Genomic DNA, 20568 nt, shown 5'->3' with positions numbered 1-20568 from the left:
CCCGCCCTGTCCTTTGCTTTCCGGAGCCCGCCGATGAACCTGCAACGTTTCTCCCGTTATCCGCTCACGTTCGGCCCGACGCCGATCCAGCCGCTCAAGCGCCTGAGCGCGCACCTCGGCGGCAAGGTCGAGCTGTATGCGAAGCGCGAGGACTGCAACAGCGGCCTCGCGTTCGGCGGCAACAAGACGCGCAAGCTCGAATACCTCGTCCCCGACGCGCTCGCGCAGGGCGCGGATACGCTCGTGTCGATCGGCGGCGTGCAGTCGAACCAGACGCGCCAGGTCGCGGCCGTCGCCGCGCATCTCGGGATGAAATGCGTGCTCGTGCAGGAGCACTGGGTCAACTACGAAGATCCGGTGTACGACCGGGTCGGCAACATCCAGCTGTCGCGCATGATGGGCGCGGACGTGCGGCTCGTGTCCGACGGCTTCGACATCGGCATTCGCCGCAGTTGGGAAGAAGCGATGGAGAGTGTGCGGCAGGCGGGCGGCAAGCCTTACCCGATTCCGGCCGGCTGCTCGGAGCACCCGCTCGGCGGGCTCGGCTTCGTCGGTTTCGCGGAAGAAGTGCGTGCGCAGGAGGCGCAACTCGGCTTCAGGTTCGACTACATCGTCGTGTGCTCGGTCACGGGCAGCACGCAGGCGGGGATGGTCGTCGGGTTCGCGGCCGACGGGCGCGCCGACCGCGTGATCGGGATCGACGCGTCGGCCACGCCCGAGCGCACGCACGAGCAGATCACGCGCATCGCGCGGCACACCGCCGAGCTCGTGGATCTCGGCCGGCCGATCACCGCCGCGGACGTCGTGCTCGACACGCGCTACGCCGGCCCCGAATACGGGCTGCCGAACGACGGCACGCTCGAAGCGATCCGCCTGTGCGCGCGGCTCGAAGGCATGCTGACGGATCCGGTGTACGAAGGGAAGTCGATGCACGGGATGATCGACAAGGTACGGCTCGGGGAATTCGAGCCGGGGTCGAAGGTGCTGTATGCGCATCTCGGCGGCGTGCCGGCGTTGAGCGCGTATAGCGGGATTTTCCGGGAGGGCTGATAGGGTTCGGCAGGCGCGCGATGCGAATCCGACCGTTTTGCACCGCGCCTCCTCCGGGCTCCCGCGAAATGACGTGATCGGTCGCGCGATCTGGTCAGCGACCCGATGAAATCGGAAAAGGCACGACGGTATCGTTCCGCGTGCAAGCAACACACTTCATCGCGACTGCAATGTGATACATCCTGCAGCGCACGGACCTGAATCACGCAATCGCTTGGTGTCGGCATCGGATCGCGAGGCCCGGGTAGCGCCTGGTCGTCGAGGACGTCGGCACATTTTCGCCGGTAACAGAGTCGCAGCACCGGTACGCCGTACACATGCCCCGTAGTCGCGCAGCGCATCGGTTTCTCGAGCGCGGCACAGACTGAACTCAAGAATCTGACAAGAATGAATAAAGGGAACGAGCCACTCGTACTTGTTCCATATTCATCTCCGGAACCATTTCGTACCATCGTCGGCATCTCAAACGGCCGAAGCGAGAGACCACGCATCGGCCGAACCGCACAACCGATCGAGGTCGAAAATCCCCTTCATCCGCTCTCTCGACGCCGAGCCCGGGACGCCCCCGATGCAGGCGCCAGTACCCGCTTTTCCTCCCGCCAAGCGAGCGGCCATGCGCCGTGCCCGCCCGCTCCTCCGCTCCGATTCCATTGCCGACAGGCGATCAGGCCGGTTACGCATCGCGTGCCTGACGAGCCTCGCGCTATCGCTTCACGGTATCGCCCATGCGCAAGCGCAGGTGCCGAATGCGGGACAGTCGCTGCGCGATGTCGAGACACTCCGCCCGACACTGCCCGTTCCCGCCGCGCCCGATCTCGCGATGCCGCCATCCGACGAAGCGCCTTCGTCTGCCACGGCCGAGGGCCCACGCATTCCGGTCAGCGCATTTGCCATCGAAGGTAATGCGGCCATTCCCGCCGCACGGCTCGACGCGCTCCTCGTCGATCTCGTCGGCCGCGAACTGAGCTTCGGCGATCTGCAACAGGCCGCAGCGAGAATCACGGCGTATTACCGCGAACACGGCTACGTGCTCGCCCGCGCCTATTTGCCTCACCAGGACATCGAGCACGGCGTCGTGCGCATCGCCGTCGTCGAAGGCCGCTACGGGCAGCTCGAGCTGCACAACCGCACACGCGTACTGGATCGCGCGCTGCGTCAACCGCTTGCGTCGCTGCAGCCCGGAGAGATCGTCAGCGGCAACCGTCTCGAGCGCAGCCTCATGCTGCTGAACGAGATGCCCGGCGTCGATGCGAAGGGCACGCTGCGGCCCGGCGCCGAGCCCGGCACGACCGATCTCGTGATCGATGCCGAACGCAGTCGCTTCGCCACCGGCTCGGTCGAATTCGACAACTTCGGCGATCCGCTGACCGGCCGCTACCGCGCGACGGGCAGCATCGACGTCAACGCGCCGCTGCGCCTCGGCGACCGCTTCTCGCTGCGCGGCCTGACGAGCAATACGAACCAGCGCTACTACCGCGCGTCGTACCAGGTGCCGGTCGGCCCCGCGTCCACACGCGTCGGCATCGCGTATTCCGACATGAACTACCGGATCGGCGGCAGCCTGAAGGAGCTTCGCTACCACGGCGGAGCGGACGTCCGCTCCGCGTTCGTCACGCAGCCGCTGCTGCGCAGCCGGCGCACGAGCGTCGATGCCCAGGTGACCTACGAAAACAAGCACCTGCGCGACGTGTACGGCATATTCGATGTGGTCGGCGACAAGACCGTCGATCTGTGGTCGTTCGGCGTGAGCGGCAACCGTCAGGACGGTTTCGGCGGCGGCGGCCGCACCGGCTTCTCCGCGACCGTCGGCATCGGGCATTTGAGCAGCAACGATCCGCTCGACATGAATTACTACGCCCATACCCTCGGCCAGTTCGCGAAACTGAACATCAACGCGCTGCGGCTGCAGGCGCTCGGTTCGCGATTCCAGCTCTACACGCAATTCAGTGCGCAACTGTCGTCGCGCAACCTCGACTCTTCGGAAAAATTCAACCTCGGCGGCCCGTATGGCGTGCGTGCGTTCGCGCTCGGCGCCGGCAGCGGCGACCAGGGCTGGCAGGCCACCGCCGAACTGCGCTATCTGGTCGCGCCCGGCTGGCAACTGAGCACGTTCGCCGACACCGGCCGCATCCAGCTCAGCAAACAGCGCTGGTCGCGCGAACGCAATACCGTGCAATTGTCGTCGCTCGGTATCGGCGCGAGCTGGTACGGCTCGCGTCATCAAGTCAGCGTCACCGCCGCGCTGCCGGTCGGCTACACCGATCAGGTCGCGTCGCCCACGCGCTCACCGAGTGTCTGGCTGCAGGCCGCCCAGTATTTCTGAGCGGCATACGACGAGCGGCCCGCCGGGCATGGCAGGGCCGCAAGTAGCGCGGGCGGCGTAGCTGCCCGCGCCGTAGGAAGCGTGAAAGTCACGCGTTTCCGTCTTAGCCGTTTCGTTAGGTATACGTATCAATGCGAAACGATACCCCAGTACTTTTTCCAGAGGAAAGAAACATGAACAAGACCTACGCACTGGTCTGGAACCAGGCTCAGGGATGCTGGAGCGCGGTCGGGGAAACCGCGCGCCGCCGCGCCAAGCCCGGCAGCGCCAAGCGCGTCGCCGCCGCACTCTCCCTGCTCGGTATCGTCAGCCTGCCCGCCTTCGCGCTGCCTTCCGGCGAGAACATCACCGCCGGCAAGGCCGATATCCTGCGCGACGCAGACGGCAAGTCGATGCGCATCGACCAGCACACCGACAAGCTGATCACCAACTGGAACGACTTCAACATCGCCGGCGGCGAGCGCGTCTCGTTCTATCAACCCGGCAAGCAGTCGATCGCGCTGAACCGCGTGATCGGCAACAACGGCAGCCAGATCCAGGGCCAGCTCGACGCCAACGGCAAGGTCTTCCTCGTCAACCCGAACGGCGTGCTGTTCGGCTCCGGCGCGCAGATCAACGTCGGCGGCCTCGTCGCGTCCACCCAGAACATCACTGACGAGAATTTCCTGGCCGGCAACTATCGCTTCTCCGGCGACTCCACCGCGTCCATCGTCAACGACGGCCGCATCACCGCCGCCGACGGCGGCAGCGTCGCGCTGCTCGGTGCGCGCGTGTCCAACAACGGCGTGATCCAGGCGAAGATGGGCCGCGTCGCGCTCGGCGCCGGCAACACGTTCAAGGTCAACTTCGACGGCAGCGACCTGCTCAGCCTGCAGGTCGAGGGCGGCGCAGTCGATGCGCAGGCCAACAACGGCGGCCTGCTCAAGGCCGACGGCGGTGAAGTGCTGATGACCGCACGTGCGGCAGGCGACCTGCTGAACGCCGTGGTGAACAACACCGGCACGATCGAAGCGAAGGGCCTCGCCAGCCGCGCCGGCAAGATCACGCTCGACGGCGGCACCGTCCTCGTCGGCGGCAAGCTCGACGCGAGCGCAGCAGAGGCCGGCGCGCCGGCCGGCTCGATCCTCACGCGCGGCGAACAGGTTCGCGTCGTGCGCGGCACCACGGTCGATACACGCGCGGGCAATACGGCCGGCACCTGGACCATCGAAGCGGCCAACGCCGGCGTCGCGAAAAACAATGCCTACAGCCTCTATCCGGCCGGCGTATCGATCGATGCCGACACGCTGTCGAACAACCTCGGCACCACCAACGTCGCGCTGACCAACACGCAGGGTGACCTGACGGTCGCCGGCCCGGTCGCATGGAACAGCGATCGCGCACTTACGCTCACGTCGCAGAAGGGCAACGTCGATCTGCAGCAGACGCTGTCCGCTACCGGCGCGAATGCGAGCCTGAACGTCAACGCCGCCGACAAGATCCGCATCAACGATGCGGTCAAGCTCACCGGCCGCAACGCGCACCTCGAACTCAATTCGAAGAACGGCCATTCGGTGAACAACGGCGCTGCCGTCACGCTGTCCGGCGACAACGCGTCGTTCCGCTCGAACGGCGAGGACTACAAGGTGCTCCACACCATCGCCGACCTGCGTAACGTCGATGCGAACCGCGGTGGCCGCTACGTGATCGGCAACACGATCGACGGCGCGAACACGAACCTGCGCAGCATCGGCGGCACCCAGTCGTTCTACGGCGTGTTCGACGGCCTCGGCAATACGGTCACGCGCCTGCGGATTTCCAATCCGGGCCAGTCGAACGTCGGCCTGTTCTCGCACAACGCCGGCCGCATCGCCAACCTCAACCTGAGCGACATCGTCACGACCGCATCGGGTGTGCCGTACTGGGTGACTTCGGTCGGCACGCTCGCCGGCGGCAACACGGGCACGATCTCGAACGTGACGGCCAACAACGTCACGGTCTCGGCGACGGGGCAGACGGTCGTCGGCGGTCTCGTCGGCAGCAACTATGGCGGCACGATCGAGCGCGCCAAGGTATCCGGCCGTATCGAAGGCGATCGCTACGCGTACGTGATCGGCGGCCTCGTGGGCGAGAACCTGACGCGGCTGAACCAGCCGCCTATCTCGGCATCGATCCGCGACAGCCATGCCGACGTCCGCATCGACGCCGCGCACGATGGCCTCACCGGCGGCCTGGTCGGCCACAACACGGGCATGATCGAGCGCTCGTCGAGTGCGGCTTCCATCAACGCGAGCGCCGCCAACGCGAAGGTCGGCGGCCTCGTCGGCCTCAATGACGACAACGGCCTCATCAAGCAGTCGTCGTCGTCCGCGACCGTGACTGCGCGCAACAACGCGATCGCAGGTGGCCTGGTGGGCGTGAACCTCGGCGGCATCGAATCGTCCACGGCCGACGGCAACGTGTTCGCAGACGCATCGAGCACGATCGGCGGCCTCGTCGGCACGAACAGCGGCCGGATCCGCGCGTCGCGGGCCAACGGCAACGTGACGGCAGGCACCCAGGCACTGGCCGGCGGCTTCGCCGGCTACAACGACGGCGACATCGATGCGTCGACCGCGACGGGCAACGTCGTCGCCGGTGCAGACAGCATCGTCGGCGGCTTCGTCGGCCGCAACGGCACGGCGGGCCGCATTCATGCGTCCGACGCGCAAGGCCATGTCCGGGCCCTCGGCAAATCGACGCTCGGCGGCTTCGCGGGCACGAACGACGGCTTCATCGAAACGTCGCTGGCCAGCGGCAAGGTAGCCGGCGACTACAGCGCCACGGTCGGCGGTTTTGTCGGCGTGAACGCCGGCCGCATCGAGGCATCCGACGCATCCGGCGACGTCGTGGCGGGCTACAACGCCATCGCGGGCGGCTTTGCGGGCACCAACGCCGGCACGCTGGATTCCTCCAACGCGTCGGGCAACGTCATCGCGCTGGAGAACAGCTCGGCAGGCGGTCTCGTCGGGTACAACGTGGGCCGCATCCTCACGTCGAGCGCCAAGGGCAACGTATCGACCCGGTACTCGAGCCGCGCAGGCGGCCTCGTCGGACGCAACTTCGGCACGATCGCCGATTCCCGTGCGACGGGCCTGGTGAAGGCGGGCGACTTCTCGTCGGTCGGTGGCCTCGTCGGCAGCAACGAGCGGGGCAGCATCGTCCGGTCGACGGCGTCGGGCGACGTCGAAGGCGGCGCGCAGAGCAATGTCGGCGGCCTCGTCGGCAGCCAGACCGGGACTGTCGACCAGTCGCGTGCGACGGGCTCCGCCCGGGGCGGCTTCGCCAGCTATGTCGGCGGCCTCGTCGGCAACAACGGCGGCACCATCACCGCGTCGTCGTCGTCGAACGGCACCGTATCCGGCGGCCAGTACGCGCGGCTCGGCGGCCTCGTCGGCGGCAATTTCGGCAGCATCTACGGCTCGTCGAGCACCAGCCGCGTGGACGTGAAGGCTGGCTACGACCAGTTTTACGGCCCGCTGGTCGGCCTGAACTACGGTCTGGTGAAGCCCTGAACGTGAACCTTGACGGTTCCGGCTGCGCCGCATGAACGGCAGGCCGGATTCCGTCACCTGATACGAGCGGCCCGGCCGCTCGTTGCCGGTGGCCGCCCGGCCGCCGGCCGCCACCCTCCGGTCGATCAGCCTTCACGGTCGGCCGGACTTCCTAAAAAAACCATCAGGAAGACCAAACGATGAACAAGACCTACGCACTGATCTGGAACCAGGCCCAGGGATGCTGGAGCGCGGTCGGGGAAACCGCACGCCGCCGCGCCAAGCCCGGCAGCACCAAGCGTGTCGCCGCCGCGCTCTCGCTGCTCGGCGTCGTCAGCCTGCCCGCCTTCGCGCTGCCTTCCGGCGAGAATATCACCGCTGGCAAGGCCGATATCCTGCGCGACGCAGACGGCAAGTCGATGCGCATCGACCAGCACACCGACAAGCTCATCACCAACTGGAACGACTTCAACATCGCCGGCGGCGAGCGCGTCTCGTTCTATCAACCCGGCAAGCATTCGATCGCACTGAACCGCGTCGTCGGCAACAACGGCAGCCAGATCCAGGGCCAGCTCGAAGCCAACGGCAAGGTCTTCCTCGTCAACCCCAACGGCGTGCTGTTCGGCTCAGGCGCGCAGATCAACGTCGGCGGCCTCGTTGCCTCCACCCAGAACATCGCCGACGCCGATTTCCTCGCCGGCAACTATCGCTTCTCGGGTAACTCCACCGCCTCCATCGTCAACGACGGCCGCATCACCGCCGCCGACGGCGGCAGCGTCGCGCTGCTCGGTGCGCGCGTATCCAACAACGGCGTGATCCAGGCCAAGATGGGCCGCGTCGCGCTCGGCGCCGGCAACACCTTCAAGGTCAACTTCGACGGCAGCGACCTGCTCAGCCTGCAGGTCGAAGGCGGCGCAGTCGATGCGCAGGCCAACAACGGCGGCCTGCTCAAGGCCGACGGCGGTGAAGTGCTGATGACCGCGCAGGCGGCAGGCAACTTGCTCAATGCCGTGGTGAACAACACCGGCGCGATCGAAGCGAAGGGACTTGCCAGCCACGCCGGCAAGATCACGCTCGACGGCGGCACCGTCCTCGTCGGCGGCAAGCTCGACGCGAGCGCAGCAGAGGCCGGCGCGCCGGCCGGCTCGATCCTCACGCGCGGCGAACAGGTTCGCGTTGTGCGCGGCACCACGGTCGACACGCGCGCGGGCAATACGGCCGGCACCTGGACCATCGAAGCGGCCAACGCCGGCGTCGCGAAAAACAATGCCTACAGCCTCTATCCGGCCGGCGTATCGATCGATGCCGACACGCTGTCGAACAACCTCGGCACCACCAACGTCGCGCTGACCAACACGCAGGGTGACCTGACGGTCGCCGGCCCGGTCGCATGGAACAGCGATCGCGCACTCACGCTCACGTCGCAGAAGGGCAACGTCGATCTGCAGCAGACGCTGTCCGCCAGCGCGAATGCGAGCCTGAACGTCAACGCCGCCGACAAGATCCGCATCAACGATGCGGTCAAGCTCACCGGCCGTAACGCGCATCTCGAGCTCAATTCGAAGAACGGCCACACGCTGACCAACGATGCTGCCGTCACGCTGTCCGGCGACAACGCATCGTTCCGCTCGAACGGCGAGGACTACAAGGTGCTCCACACCATCGCCGACCTGCGCAACGTCGACGCGAACCTCGGCGGCCGCTACGTGATCGGCAACACGATCGACGGCGCGAACGCGAACTTTGTCAGTATCGGCGGCGCTACCGGCAATGCGTTCACCGGCATCTTCGACGGCCTCGGCAATACGATCAGCCGGCTCGCGATCACCAACCCTGGCCATCACGTCGTCGGCCTGTTCGGCATCAACCGCGGCCGCATCGCGAACCTCGAACTGAAAGGCCTCAGCGCAACCGGCAGCGCGCCCCGGCGCACGCTGTTGATCGGCGCGCTCGCCGGCGACAACTTCGGCACGATCTCGAACGTCACGGCCACCGATGTCACTGTCTCCGCCGCCGGACGCGCGTACGTCGGCGGTCTGGTCGGCGCCAACCGCGGCGGCACGATCGAGCGTGCGCGGGTGTCGGGACGCGTCGACGGCGACAGGGAGACGGTAGCGATCGGCAGTCTCGCCGGCGCCAACCTCACGCTTGCGCAAAAGAACGCGCCCGTCGCGCGCATCGCCGACAGCCACGCCGACGTCCACGTGACCACCGCGCGCGGCACGGCGGGTGGGTTGGTCGGCATCAACAGCGGCATCGTCGAAACCTCGTCGAGTGCGGGTAGCGTCACGATGACCGGCGACACCGCCCTGATCGGTGGGCTCGTCGGCCACAACGAAGCGAATGGTGTCGTGCGCAACACGTCGTCGACCACGACCATCACGGCAGGCAACGATGTCGTGGCGGGTGGCCTCGTCGGTCTGAACGCCGGCCTGCTCGCCCACTCGAAGGCCGGCGGCTCGATCCGGGTCGGGGAGAACAGCGTCGCGGGCGGCGCGGTCGGCACGAACCACGGCGACGTCAGCGCATCACGCGCGAGCGGCATGGTCACGGCCTCGATCGCCGGCATGGTGGGCGGGTTCGTCGGCAACAACCTTGGCGTCATCGATACGTCGAGCGCGACGGGCAACGTCGAGGCCGGTCATGCCAGCCTGGCGGGCGGGTTCGCAGGAAGCAGCCGGTATGTGATCCGTCGCGCCAGTGCGACGGGCGATGTGAGCGCCGGCGACGGCAGCCAGGTCGGCGGCCTCGTCGGCCAGCTCAGCGGCTTGCTGGACGCCTCCACGGCCGCCGGCGCGGTATCCGGCGGCAATGTCAGCCTGGTCGGCGGCCTCGTCGGCAACAACGGCGGACGGATCCGTACGTCCTCGTCGTCGGGCACGGTGTCGGGCGGATACACAGCGAAGCTGGGCGGCTTGGCCGGCAGCAACTTCGGCACGGTCGAGCGTTCGTCCACGACCAGCCGGATCGCCTATCGGAGCGAACTTGCGCAGCGCTACGGCGCGCTCGCCGGCATCAACTACGGCCAGCTCATCGGCAACACCGCAAGCGGGAACGGCCCGGATGTACCGCTCGTCGGTTTCAACGCCGGTCGCCTGCAGGACTGACCCCATCCGCGCGGACGTCGCTGACGTCCGCCGATACGGCGGGGGCCACACCCCCGCTCCTGGCGATCGGCACACCCGGCCCGATCGCCGCCCTCTCTGTCGGTGCTCAGCCGCATCGGCCCGACATCCCATCCAATCTCTGGAGATGAAATCATGAACAAGACCTACGCTTTGGTATGGAATCCGCTACACGGCCGCTGGATCGCCGTCGGGGAAACCGCGCGCCGCCGTGCCAAACCCGGCAGCGCCAAGCGCGTCGCCGCCGCACTCTCCCTGCTCGGTATCGTCAGCCTGCCCGCCTTCGCGCTGCCCTCCGGCGAGAACATCACCGCCGGCAAGGCCGACATCCTGCGCGACGCAGACGGCAAGACGATGTCGATCAACCAGCATACCGACAAGCTCATCACCAACTGGAAGGAATTCGACATCGCCGGCGGCGAGCGCGTCACGTTTTATCAGCCCGGCAAGCAGTCGATCGCGCTGAACCGCGTCGTCGGCAACAACGGCAGCCAGATCCAGGGCCAGCTCGACGCCAACGGCAAGGTCTTCCTCGTCAACCCCAACGGCGTGCTGTTCGGCTCCGGCGCACAGATCAACGTCGGCGGCCTCGTCGCTTCCACCCAGAACATCGCCGACGCCGATTTCCTCGCCGGCAACTATCGCTTCTCGGGTAACTCCACCGCCTCCATCGTCAACGACGGTCGCATCACCGCCGCCGACGGCGGCGGCGTCGCGCTGCTCGGTGCGCGCGTGTCCAACAATGGCGTGATCCAGGCGAAGATGGGCCGCGTCGCGCTCGGCGCCGGCAACACGTTCAAGGTCAACTTCGACGGCAGCGACCTGCTCAGCCTGCAGGTCGAAGGCGGCGCGGTCGATGCGCAGGCCAACAACGGCGGCCTGCTGAAGGCCGACGGCGGCGAAGTGTTGATGACCGCGCGTGCAGCAGGCGACCTGTTGAACGCCGTGGTGAACAACACCGGCACCATCGAAGCGAAGGGCCTCGCCAGCCGCGCCGGCAAGATCACGCTCGACGGCGGCACCGTCCTCGTCGGCGGCAAGCTCGACGCGAGCGCAGCCGAAGCTGGCGCACCGGCAGGCTCGATCGTCACGCGAGGCGAACAGGTTCGCGTTGCACGCGGTACCACGGTCGACACGCGCGCAGGCAATACGGCCGGCACCTGGGCCATCGAAGCGGCCAACGCCGGCGTTGCGAACAACAACGCAGACACGCTCTATCCGGCCGGCGCATCGATCGACGGCGACACGCTGTCGAACAACCTCGGCACCACCAACGTCGCGCTGACCAACACGCAGGGCGACCTGACGGTTGGCGGCCCGGTCGCATGGAACAGCGATCGCTCGCTCACGCTCACGTCGCAGAAGGGCAACGTCGATCTGCAGCAAGCGGTGTCGTCCGCCAGCGCGAATGCGAGCCTGAACGTCAACGCCGCTGACAAGATCCGCATCAACGATACGATCAAACTCACCGGCCGCAACGCACACCTCGAGCTCAATTCGAAGAACGGCCATACGCTGAACAAGGACGTCGTCGTCACGCTGTCCGGCGACAACGCGTCGTTCCGTTCGAACGGCGAAGACTACAAGGTTCTCCACAACATGGCCGACCTGCGCAACGTCGATGCGAATCTTGGCGGCCGCTACGTAATCGGGAACGCGATCGACGGCGCGAACACGAGCTTCCGCAGCATCGGCGGCAGCGGCACGTTCACCGGCGTGTTCGACGGCCTCGGCAACACGATCAGCCGGCTGTCGATCACCGGCACCGGGCCGAACATCGGCCTGTTCGGGCAAAGCACCGGCTATCTTGCCAACCTGACGCTCGACTCGCTCACCGTCGACGGCACGTCGGCCGCCCGCGCCACGTTCGTCGGCGGCCTCGTCGGCGACAACCTGGGACGCATCGAGAACGTCAACGCGAAAAACACGAGCGTCTCGTACAACGGCCGGAACATGGTCATGATGGGCGGCCTCGTCGGCCGGAACCTCGGCACGATCGACCGCGCGAACTTTGCCGGGCGTGTCTCGGGTAGCGCCAACACGCTCTCCGTCGGTGGCCTGGCCAGCGTCAACGGCGGCACGATCGCCGACAGTACGGCGTCCGCCGACGTCACCTTGTCCGGCAGTTCCGGCTCGCCGTTCCAGGGATCGTACAGCCGCGAGGTCCAGAGCATCGGCGGGTTCGTCGGCACGAACAACGGCGAGATCGTTCGTTCGTCGAGCCGCGGGCGCGTGTCCGGCCGCGACGACACGAGCACCGGCGGCTTTGTCGGCATCAATTTCGGCACGATTCGCAACGCGTCGGCCAACGCCACGGTCACGGCAGGCAAAGGCAGCTACGTCGGCGGCTTTGCCGGAAAAATCAGGGACGACGGCACGATCGCGAACGCGTCCGCATCCGGCCCGGTCTGGGCCAACGGTGCGCTCGCAATCGGTGGCTTCGTCGGCGACAACGCAGGCGGCACGCTGGACGGTGTGCAATCGGACGGCGACGTCACGGATCTTGCCAGCGGCCATGTCGGCGGTCTGGCGGGCAGGAACGGCGGCACGATTCGTCACGCGCAGGCCAGAAGCACGGTAACGACCGGCCGGAACAGCCACGCCGGCGGGCTCGTCGGCACGAATGACGGCGCCGTGTCGAACTCCAGCGCCACTGGCCGGGTCAGCGCAGGCGAGGCGAGCGATGCCGGCGGACTCGTCGGCCTGAACACGGGGGAACTGGACACCGTGACAGCCACCGGCAACGTAACGGCTGGCAACGGCAGCCGCGTCGGCGGACTGGTCGGCACGAACCAAGGCAACCGCGCAATCGTGCGCCATGCGGCCACGACCGGCAATGTCGGGGCGAACAATTCGACCGTCGGCGGTCTGGTGGGGCTGAACGATCAGGGTGCTGTCATCGACGACGCGTCGTCCACCGGCACGATTGCGGGCACCTTTTCAACCCTGGGCGGCCTCGTCGGCGAAAACGCAGGCACGATCCGCGCATCGACGTCGAGCAGTCGTATCGATCCGGCATCGACGATATACGGTGGGCGTTCCTGGGGCACCCTGGTCGGGTACAACAACAGATCCGGCAACATCGAAGCCAGCTCGGTTGAAGGTGCCGCCCAACCGTATTACATGGTCGGCCTGAGTATCGGCAAGATCAACGGGCAATGGTATTACGGCCCTGTCGATCGATAAGGACCAGTCGAACGCGTTGGGTTCGGCATAATAAACTCTCCGCTCGGCTAACGAGCGGGGGGCGAAAAAGCGATGACGGGCGATTTCTTCGAAGCCGCCCGTCATCGCGATACCGCTGTAGCAGCCACGCTGCAACATCACCTTAGAGAACGCGTACCTTGTCGTTGTACGAGACGCTCATGCTTTTTTTAACGCGGTTCACCTTCTATGCCGTGCCCGCATCAACGATGTTGACGTGCTGCCGCGATATTCAGAATCCGTTGACGTCACGCATCGCAACGCCTGGGCCACATCGCGCTCTATAGACAGAGTCAAATGCAGGCCCGGGGAATAGGAAGAAGAGTCGCTATCCGAAGCATCGACATATCTGTCGACGGTAGCAACGGTACACGATCGTATGCCTCCAGCAAATGCCGCAGAGGCATCATCAATCAGGGGAGAGGCGACTTCGCGGCTGCCGCACCGCACACGGAATGACCGGGAATATCGACGATGCGCCCCGGTACCGGGAGCGGCACGCCTGGATACACATTGAAATCGTCGAGGCGTTGCCCGTCGGCTTTGGCGCCTTCCACACGATAGTGAACATTGCCGGTCGCCGTCAGTCGTGCGCCCGACGCTTCGCACGCCACAGCGAGCGCTGCCCGCGTTTTGGAGGGCATCTGGCGTACGATCCCGCTGAATGCGAGATTAGCGACGACACTGGCCGATGACTTCGCGTGGCCCGTACCGAGGACCTTGATCACCGGCTTCACATCGAGTCGGTAAACCGTTTCCGTGTCGACCGGACGCAATACCTTGATCGCGATGGTCTTTGTCTGCCCGGGAGCAAGGCTCATTCGGAATGGTGATGCATAAATGGACGGCTGATCGATCTCGCCAACCGGCTCGAGCCGCTCATTTTCGAACGGCACGCCAGGATTCAGCAGGCGCGACAACGACACGCTGACGTATTCGGCGCGATCTCCATTGTTGATCACCTCGACCGAGGTGACTGTTTCCTTGAGGGTGACGTCCTTCGGCACCATGTCGATCGCCGCGGCCGCCGATATCGGAAACGCCAGTGTGGCCATGCATGCGATGCGCCCCAACGTAGATGAGTATTTTTTCATGCTGCATGTCCTTTAATCGATCTGCAGGCGTCCCGTCCGATTCTTGACGATGCGGCTTGATAAACGCGTAGTCGCAAGATGACCGTCAAGGCGCCTTGATCACTGGTTCGAACGTCATGGACAACACGCCTTTGTACGTACCCGTGTTGTCCTTGAAGTTACCAGTTGGCGGATAAGCGGCGATGTCGAGGTTGTAATAGCCCACCGAATCGTCCCGCGCCCCTGATGCGGCCGGATTCTGAAACTCCGTACCCTGACCGACCAGCAGAGGTTTCGGTACACCGCCTTCGGGCGCGAGCTTGACTGTCGGCGTTCTAAACACCAACGTGGGTTTCGATTGATGTGTGATGGTCAGTGGCGAATCCAGGCGAACCTGAAACACACCGCTGGTCGACACGATTTTCAACCTCGCCTGCACCTCGTATGGGGTATCCCATCCGCCGAGCTGCTGCATTTGCAGCCCTTGATCGAACCAGCCGCCCTTGTCATCCGTAACGAACAGATTGTTCGGCCGCGAGACGTGAGCGGTGACCCGGCTCGTCGTCTTCCCGGTCAGTTTCACCGGTTCGGCGAGCAAAACAGCCGGGAGCATCAACGATACGATCAGACACTTTTTCAAAACACTCTTCACGTGAACTCCTACGAAGGTGTAACGACGGTGAATATGAGCACATCGACGTAGTCGCCTTCTTTTACGTTGCTATCAACAGTGGTCTCGAACGTCGGCACAAAACACGTTTTTCCCGAACTGGCGAAACGCATGGCCATGTTCGAGGAGTTCGGCAAAGATAGGGTTGACCCACCCCCATCCAGCTTGATGCTGTAAGGAACGAACTGCGACGCATCGTCGACATTTTTGAGTCTGTAGCGGTTTGCCACCTCACCATTGACATTTTTCGCATTTACTATAAAGCGCACACCCGTAACCACTGAACCGGGATAGGTGAAGCAAAGTTGGTTCGCCGTATCGGAAAACGTCTTCTTCGAATCTCCTTGACCCAAATCTCCCAGATTCCAGTCCGGAGCGGTCATGTTCATTGTGATCTCTACCGGCGGTGGCGGCACTTCAGGGTTCACCACAATATTGCAAACACCCCTATTTTCCCCGAAGCGAATGTATGCAACCCCGGTCACTTCACCAACATCATCACCATCCGTATAGTTCCCAGCACGAATACCAATAGCAGGCCAATCCGCAATTACTGAATTCGACACAGTTGCAACAACATTCGCGATAAACGGGGAACCGTTCGTCCAATCCCCCGTACTGGGCCCTGGATAATTAGAATTCTTATACATGACATACCCCGTCCCGACAAAAGCACTTTCGTACGGCTTGCCATTTATATTCATTGCCCTTGCGACGTTGGCACTTGGATTGAGCTCCCCGTTTCTGTTATACGTGTAAATAAGTATGCCTCGAGACGTGAATAATCGACCGCCCAAATGACCTACCACACTCTTGTAGTCAATCGAAACACTGACGGTGCTGGTTCCATTCCCGTTATCGACCCATGAGCAACCACTGTATCCATTGCTCAAATTATCGAGAACAAGAATATATCCGTACGCTCTACCGACAGACATTGCGAGAAAGAACAATAATACGACCTTGCACCACCTTCCGAACGAACCCCGTTCACGAGAAATTCGATTCATTTAAAATTCTCCGGTCAAAATTCCCGACCACTCCAATTTAATGATCAAAAAAATCACAAATCGACCACCAAGACAATATTTATCTTACTGCCCCAGCCAACGACTGATAAATAACCACGCCATAGCCGACACTCACGAACAGCGGCGCCGTCGTGTCGCCATCGCGATCCGCGTCAACGACGATGTGCTCCCGTGGCCGGAATGTCACTCGCCACACTTGAGACTCATCCGGCATGGAAAGCTCTTTCAACGCCATCCGGTATTTCTGCCCCGGCGATAGCGCCAGCCGAGTGGGCAGTACCAGCAAGGTGGGCTGCGACACCTCCTCGACCGGCACGAGCTGTTCCGGCAAATGCCCCGGATTCAAGACCCGCTGCTGCGTGATATCGAGATACAACGGTGTATCGCCGACGTTCTCGACCCACAGTTCATTGGCGGGTTTATCGGGTGCCAACGTGAGCTCGGTGCGAGACAACTTCAGAATGCCTGCGGCAAAACTGCCGCTGCTCCAGAGCAGCAGCAACGCACCCAGCGCTCGGCACAGCGCGCGGTTCATCACGGACATTGCAGCGTCTTGGGCTCATCCTGGACACTGAGCGTCATGCGCTTGGTCGCGAAATGCTGCGGCGTGCCCGGAAATACCGCGATGGTCTGCGGTTGCTTCACACCGTCATACGACGCGTTCGAGAACAGCGTGCGCACGTTGCCGGTGCTTTCCAGCGTGATGCCGCCATCCTCGCAGCGATGGGTCCAGGCCACGTTCAGCTTGCCCGGCGGCGGCAAATGCCGGACCAGCACGCCATAGCCGATCGCCACCGACATCGGCGCGGTAATCTTGTCAGCCGGTGCGTCTTCCACCTTCAGTGACCGGATCGGCACCACGTACAGCCGGTAGACCTCTTCCTGCGCGGGATCCGTCAGCGACTTCAGCTCGATCTGCCGGCTCTGGCCTGGCCCGAGCGTGAGCTTGTCCGGGCTCGCGAGCATGCCTGGATTGTCCAGTTGCCCGAGGTCAACCTTCTTCTCGGGCGTCACGCCCGGATTCATGATCTTCTGCAACGTGATCGACAGGAAGAGCGGTGCATCGCCCATGTTGCGCACGGTCACCTTCTGGTCGTGCGTGGCATACACGCGGGTTGCCGCCGGCATCACCATCAGTTCGCCTTCGGCCAGTGCCGGACGGACAGTCGCGCACGCGAGCGCGACGAGAGCCAATGCCCAATGCTTCGCGTTGAAATTCATGTGCTTACTCCTTTGATTCCTTGAGCCCTGGCAGTTCGCAGCGGAAATCGTTGCCGCTCGCATCCTTCAGGCTGCATGTGTATCGATGCCCGTCGCCGTCGACCGTGACCTGCGACAGCATCGTCTTGCTGACGATCGAGAACAGGCCGTTACGATGGACGACGTCACCGGTTTCGACGACCTTGCCGCTGATCGGCTTGCCTTCGGTATCTTTCAGGAAGCCGCTGTAGACCATGTTGATGTCGACCTTCGCCTGCGCCGCATAGACCTGCCCCGGATGCGCGCGAACGATGTTGGCGGGCACCTCGATGTTCATGTCGAGCTTGTCGCTGTTGCTGTACACGCGAGCGAACGCTACGTCGGTATAGGTATTCAACGGCACCGCATAGGTGCTGCCGCCACCGACCGGGCTACCTTCCACGTTGAAGCCGTAACGCATCCCGTCGAGCTTCGGCGTGCGCAGCAACATCGCGCTGCCGCCGTTGCTGTAGCGACCGAATGCAACACCATCCTTGCTGGCCGCAACCATGCCGCGGTAGTTGAAATCGACGTTGGAGGCATCGCCGTTGTAGCCGAGGTTCAGCGAAGCGTCACCGCGCGTGCCCGAGCGCGAGCCGTATACGTTGATGCCGTAATCGGAGTTGATACGGTTGCCCGTCACCCCGAGTGTCGTCGTACCGAAACCGTCCTGGAAATCCTTCCGGTAATCGCCGCTCAACTGCGTCTGGCCGCCGGAACGTGCGGCACTGAAGCTCGCCTGAACCTTGTCGAGCTGCATGGTCATGTTGAAATACACGCCATATCCGCCGCTCGTGCGACTGAAGCTGCCCTTCTGCACGCCGAGCGCGAAAGTTGCCCACAGGCCGTTCGGTCGATAGTTCCAGCGCACTTCCGCCTGGTGCGTCGCACCGAACCCCGACTGCTGGTAGTTGTAGCCGACGGTCGCCTTGCGCACCATGCGGCTGTACGTCACGCTGGTGCTCGACGTGCCCGCATAGAACCGCGACACGTCGTTGTTCAGATAGCGGCTGGCCGACAGGCTGCCGAGCGCTTCGCTCGACGCCGCTAGGCTGACGTAGCCGCCTGCCTTGCGCTCGCCCGCCAGCACGCCGAGCGTAGGCGTGACGTCGACGTCGCCGATCTTTGTCGGACGCGTAACGTTCACTTCCGCCGCCCAATCCCCGCCGCGACCGACGAGCGTCGACGCGTTCATGTAGAACTGGCGGAAGTTGCGGCTCATCGCGCCTTCCATCAGGAAGCCGCCACGATCGCTCATCTCCTTGCCGACCGTGAAATGCCATGCGTTGCCGCCGCCGGCGCCGAAGTTGACGTTGTTGATCTCGCGAATTTCCTGCGAGACCAGGTTGCCGTTGCGGTCGACCAGGCGCACCTGCACCGGGTAATAGCCGCCCGGCAGATCCGCGAAGCTGATCTCGTTGCGGCCGAGCGCGGCCGGGCGCTTCATGATCAGGCGGCCGTTCCGGTAAAACTCGTAATTGCCTTCGGCCGTCGCGTACAGCACCAGCGAACCCGCATCGCGATTCACCTGCAGGTTGCTCTGGCTGCCGAACGTCACGAACTGGTCGAAACTCGGCGACAGCAGCGTGCTGACCGAACCGGACGCATAGTCGATGCTGTTCTGCTTGCCGGCCCGCAGGTAGGTTCCCGCGAAGTTCTTCTGCAGGTAATACGACGAAACGCCCTGCGACCCGTAGCTCGTGCCGCGGGTTTGAGTGCGGTTCGCATACCAGCTTACGTAGCCGAAGCTGCGCGACGGCAGCCCGACCCAGGTCGCGCCGTTCAGGTTGGCGGCGCGATAACCGTTTGACGACGCACGAAAGTCGACCGACTGGTTGTTGACCAGCCCGAAGGTCGTTTCCGGTGCGAAGTAATCCTCACGGGAATTGCGAATCGATATCGAGCGCCGAAGCTTGTCGATGGTGACGTAATAGCCGTCGACCTCGATATCGCAACCCTTGCTGCAGCGCTTGTAGTCGATCTTCGAAACGACGTTGCGAATCGTATCGACGTCGTCCGGCGAAACACCGTTTGCCGCGTACTTCGCCGCGTCGAATTCGAGCACCGATTCGGTTGCCGAATAACGCACGAAGCCCGGCAACGTCTTGCCGTTGAACGTCGCGACATAACGCGCGCTATCATCCATCTCGGCCGCACTGAAACCTTCAGGCACGCCGTACGACACCTTGACTTCAGCGAAAGACTGCGACGAGATGAACACGAATGCACCGAGCCACAGCCTATTGAACGGAAATGGAGCTCGATAGGTCGACACGCTATTCTCTTTGCAATAGGAACGAAATCAGAAGCCAGAGCGGCAATGCCGACTGGACACAGGAACGAATCGGGAAGCGAAGCCCCGGAAGCGGGGCTTCGCGATGGAACTACGACGGGGTTACTTCGAGGCCGGCGTATCGCCGCCGCCCGCTGCTGCCAGCGGCTCGAACACCATCACGAGATCGCCGCTGTAGCTGCCGTTGGTGCTGTTGGTACCGACCATCGTCGGTGCGTCGACGTTGATCTTCAGGTTGTGGACTTCGTCGAAGCCGCCGTTGCCCGAGACCGTTTGCGTGACTTTCTGAACTGCGCCGAACTTGACTTCCGAATCACCTGCGGCGCTGCCGAGCGTGACCTTCGCGTTCTTCATTTCGTAGTTGCCGTTCGTCAGCTTCAGCGGCGACGCCAGCGAAATGTTGAAGTCGGGGTTCTTCGTATACACGCGGACCGGCAGGGTCTTCGAGAACTTCGTTTGCGTGTAGTCGTTGGCTTCCAGCTCTTCCGTGCCGTACCACGTCGAGCCGTCCGGCTTCGACACGAAGATGCCGTCGTTGATTTGCGCGGTCAGCGTGACCTTCTTCGACACGGTGTCGGCCTGTGCCGTGTGTGCCATGCCGAACAGTGCCGTGGTGACGCCCATTGCCAGAACGAGTTTGCTGAGTTTCATCGATGGATCTCTATTTAAAGATTGATTTACGGAGATCGAATACTGATTAACTAATCCGTATTCAAACGCGTGGAAGATCAATTCCACTGACGCTATTTTCGATGAGCGAACGCGTGCGAGCGATAGGACAACCTATCGCTATGCTTTCAAAACAACTAGTACAAGTACGAAATTAAAATATTCGCCGAATTAACTCGTTGATTGTCAGATCGTTTTAACGATTCACTCGTACCAGTCGTGTCGCGGTGGGCAGAAAAACGCCGCCACCGCGGTTCACTGACTGTCGGGCGATCGAATCCGGCGTTGCGCCGCGCGACGACACGATCGCGCCCGCCTCCGTGCGACGCGTTCGTTTTCTTCTAATTCTTCTAATGAATGCGCCGCCGCCCGAATTGGC

General features: G+C 63.6%; 12 protein-coding genes. 5 read left to right on the top strand and 7 right to left on the bottom strand.

Translation table 11 applies throughout. From position 1 onward, the window contains the following. Positions 1 to 33: 33 nt before the first annotated feature. From LXE91_RS26700 to LXE91_RS26680, 5 genes are all read left to right on the top strand, one after another. The gene (locus tag LXE91_RS26700; RefSeq protein WP_039371479.1) at positions 34 to 1050 is read left to right on the top strand and encodes a 1-aminocyclopropane-1-carboxylate deaminase; all 1017 of its coding nucleotides are present in this window, start codon (positions 34 to 36) and stop codon (positions 1048 to 1050) included. A gap of 613 nt (positions 1051 to 1663) precedes the next feature. Further along, the gene (locus tag LXE91_RS26695) at positions 1664 to 3373 is read left to right on the top strand and encodes a ShlB/FhaC/HecB family hemolysin secretion/activation protein (RefSeq protein WP_082139546.1); all 1710 of its coding nucleotides are present in this window, start codon (positions 1664 to 1666) and stop codon (positions 3371 to 3373) included. Between the two features lie 173 nt (positions 3374 to 3546). Then, a complete protein-coding gene (locus LXE91_RS26690; protein ID WP_046544081.1) occupies positions 3547 to 6906 on the top strand; it encodes a GLUG motif-containing protein in 3360 nt (1119 codons plus the stop codon). Between the two features lie 179 nt (positions 6907 to 7085). Continuing rightward, positions 7086 to 9992 (top strand): two-partner secretion domain-containing protein, encoded by a 2907-nt coding sequence (locus tag LXE91_RS26685; RefSeq protein WP_046544080.1) that lies wholly within the window; start codon positions 7086 to 7088, stop codon positions 9990 to 9992. A 153-nt stretch (positions 9993 to 10145) separates the two neighbouring features. After that, complete coding sequence (locus LXE91_RS26680) at positions 10146 to 13196, top strand: two-partner secretion domain-containing protein (RefSeq protein ID WP_046197026.1); 3051 nt, start codon at positions 10146 to 10148, stop codon at positions 13194 to 13196. 431 nt (positions 13197 to 13627) lie between these two features. Here LXE91_RS26680 and LXE91_RS26675 read toward each other — a convergent pair whose 3' ends face one another. The 7 genes from LXE91_RS26675 to LXE91_RS26645 all read right to left on the bottom strand — a co-directional run bounded on the left by LXE91_RS26675 (position 13628) and on the right by LXE91_RS26645 (position 20171). Beyond that, on the bottom strand, positions 13628 to 14308 hold the full coding sequence (locus LXE91_RS26675) for a hypothetical protein (protein ID WP_046197025.1): 681 nt from the start codon (positions 14306 to 14308) through the stop codon (positions 13628 to 13630). Positions 14309 to 14393: 85 nt separating this feature from the next. Continuing rightward, positions 14394 to 14939, bottom strand: coding sequence for a hypothetical protein (locus tag LXE91_RS26670; protein WP_039369783.1), 546 nt, complete (start codon positions 14937 to 14939; stop codon positions 14394 to 14396). 8 nt (positions 14940 to 14947) lie between these two features. Next, entirely contained in the window at positions 14948 to 15967 is a 1020-nt protein-coding gene (locus LXE91_RS26665) for a hypothetical protein (RefSeq protein ID WP_135370735.1), read from the bottom strand. Positions 15968 to 16046: 79 nt separating this feature from the next. Next, entirely contained in the window at positions 16047 to 16532 is a 486-nt protein-coding gene (locus tag LXE91_RS26660) for a hypothetical protein (protein WP_039369780.1), read from the bottom strand. After that, positions 16523 to 17209 (bottom strand): pilus assembly protein, encoded by a 687-nt coding sequence (locus LXE91_RS26655; RefSeq protein ID WP_148668959.1) that lies wholly within the window; start codon positions 17207 to 17209, stop codon positions 16523 to 16525. Before LXE91_RS26655 ends, LXE91_RS26660 begins: the two co-directional genes overlap by 10 nt. A gap of 4 nt (positions 17210 to 17213) precedes the next feature. Beyond that, positions 17214 to 19373 (bottom strand): TcfC E-set like domain-containing protein, encoded by a 2160-nt coding sequence (locus LXE91_RS26650; RefSeq protein ID WP_039369805.1) that lies wholly within the window; start codon positions 19371 to 19373, stop codon positions 17214 to 17216. A gap of 249 nt (positions 19374 to 19622) precedes the next feature. After that, positions 19623 to 20171 (bottom strand): CS1 type fimbrial major subunit, encoded by a 549-nt coding sequence (locus LXE91_RS26645; RefSeq protein WP_039369777.1) that lies wholly within the window; start codon positions 20169 to 20171, stop codon positions 19623 to 19625. Positions 20172 to 20568 lie beyond the last annotated feature (397 nt).

Source organism: Burkholderia contaminans, assembly GCF_029633825.1.
Taxonomy (GTDB): Bacteria; Pseudomonadota; Gammaproteobacteria; order Burkholderiales; family Burkholderiaceae; genus Burkholderia; species Burkholderia contaminans.
The sequence above is the reverse complement of the archived record's forward strand: the minus strand, read 5'-3'. Positions and strand labels throughout refer to the sequence as shown.

Coding starts and splice junctions, on each gene's coding strand:
- LXE91_RS26700 (WP_039371479.1), top strand. CDS start 34: ATGAACCTGCAACGTTTCTCCCGTTATCCGCTCACGTTCGGCCCGACG.
- LXE91_RS26695 (WP_082139546.1), top strand. CDS start 1,664: ATGCGCCGTGCCCGCCCGCTCCTCCGCTCCGATTCCATTGCCGACAGG.
- LXE91_RS26690 (WP_046544081.1), top strand. CDS start 3,547: ATGAACAAGACCTACGCACTGGTCTGGAACCAGGCTCAGGGATGCTGG.
- LXE91_RS26685 (WP_046544080.1), top strand. CDS start 7,086: ATGAACAAGACCTACGCACTGATCTGGAACCAGGCCCAGGGATGCTGG.
- LXE91_RS26680 (WP_046197026.1), top strand. CDS start 10,146: ATGAACAAGACCTACGCTTTGGTATGGAATCCGCTACACGGCCGCTGG.
- LXE91_RS26675 (WP_046197025.1), bottom strand. CDS start 14,308: ATGAAAAAATACTCATCTACGTTGGGGCGCATCGCATGCATGGCCACA.
- LXE91_RS26665 (WP_135370735.1), bottom strand. CDS start 15,967: ATGAATCGAATTTCTCGTGAACGGGGTTCGTTCGGAAGGTGGTGCAAG.
- LXE91_RS26660 (WP_039369780.1), bottom strand. CDS start 16,532: ATGTCCGTGATGAACCGCGCGCTGTGCCGAGCGCTGGGTGCGTTGCTG.
- LXE91_RS26655 (WP_148668959.1), bottom strand. CDS start 17,209: ATGAATTTCAACGCGAAGCATTGGGCATTGGCTCTCGTCGCGCTCGCG.
- LXE91_RS26650 (WP_039369805.1), bottom strand. CDS start 19,373: ATGGATGATAGCGCGCGTTATGTCGCGACGTTCAACGGCAAGACGTTG.
- LXE91_RS26645 (WP_039369777.1), bottom strand. CDS start 20,171: ATGAAACTCAGCAAACTCGTTCTGGCAATGGGCGTCACCACGGCACTG.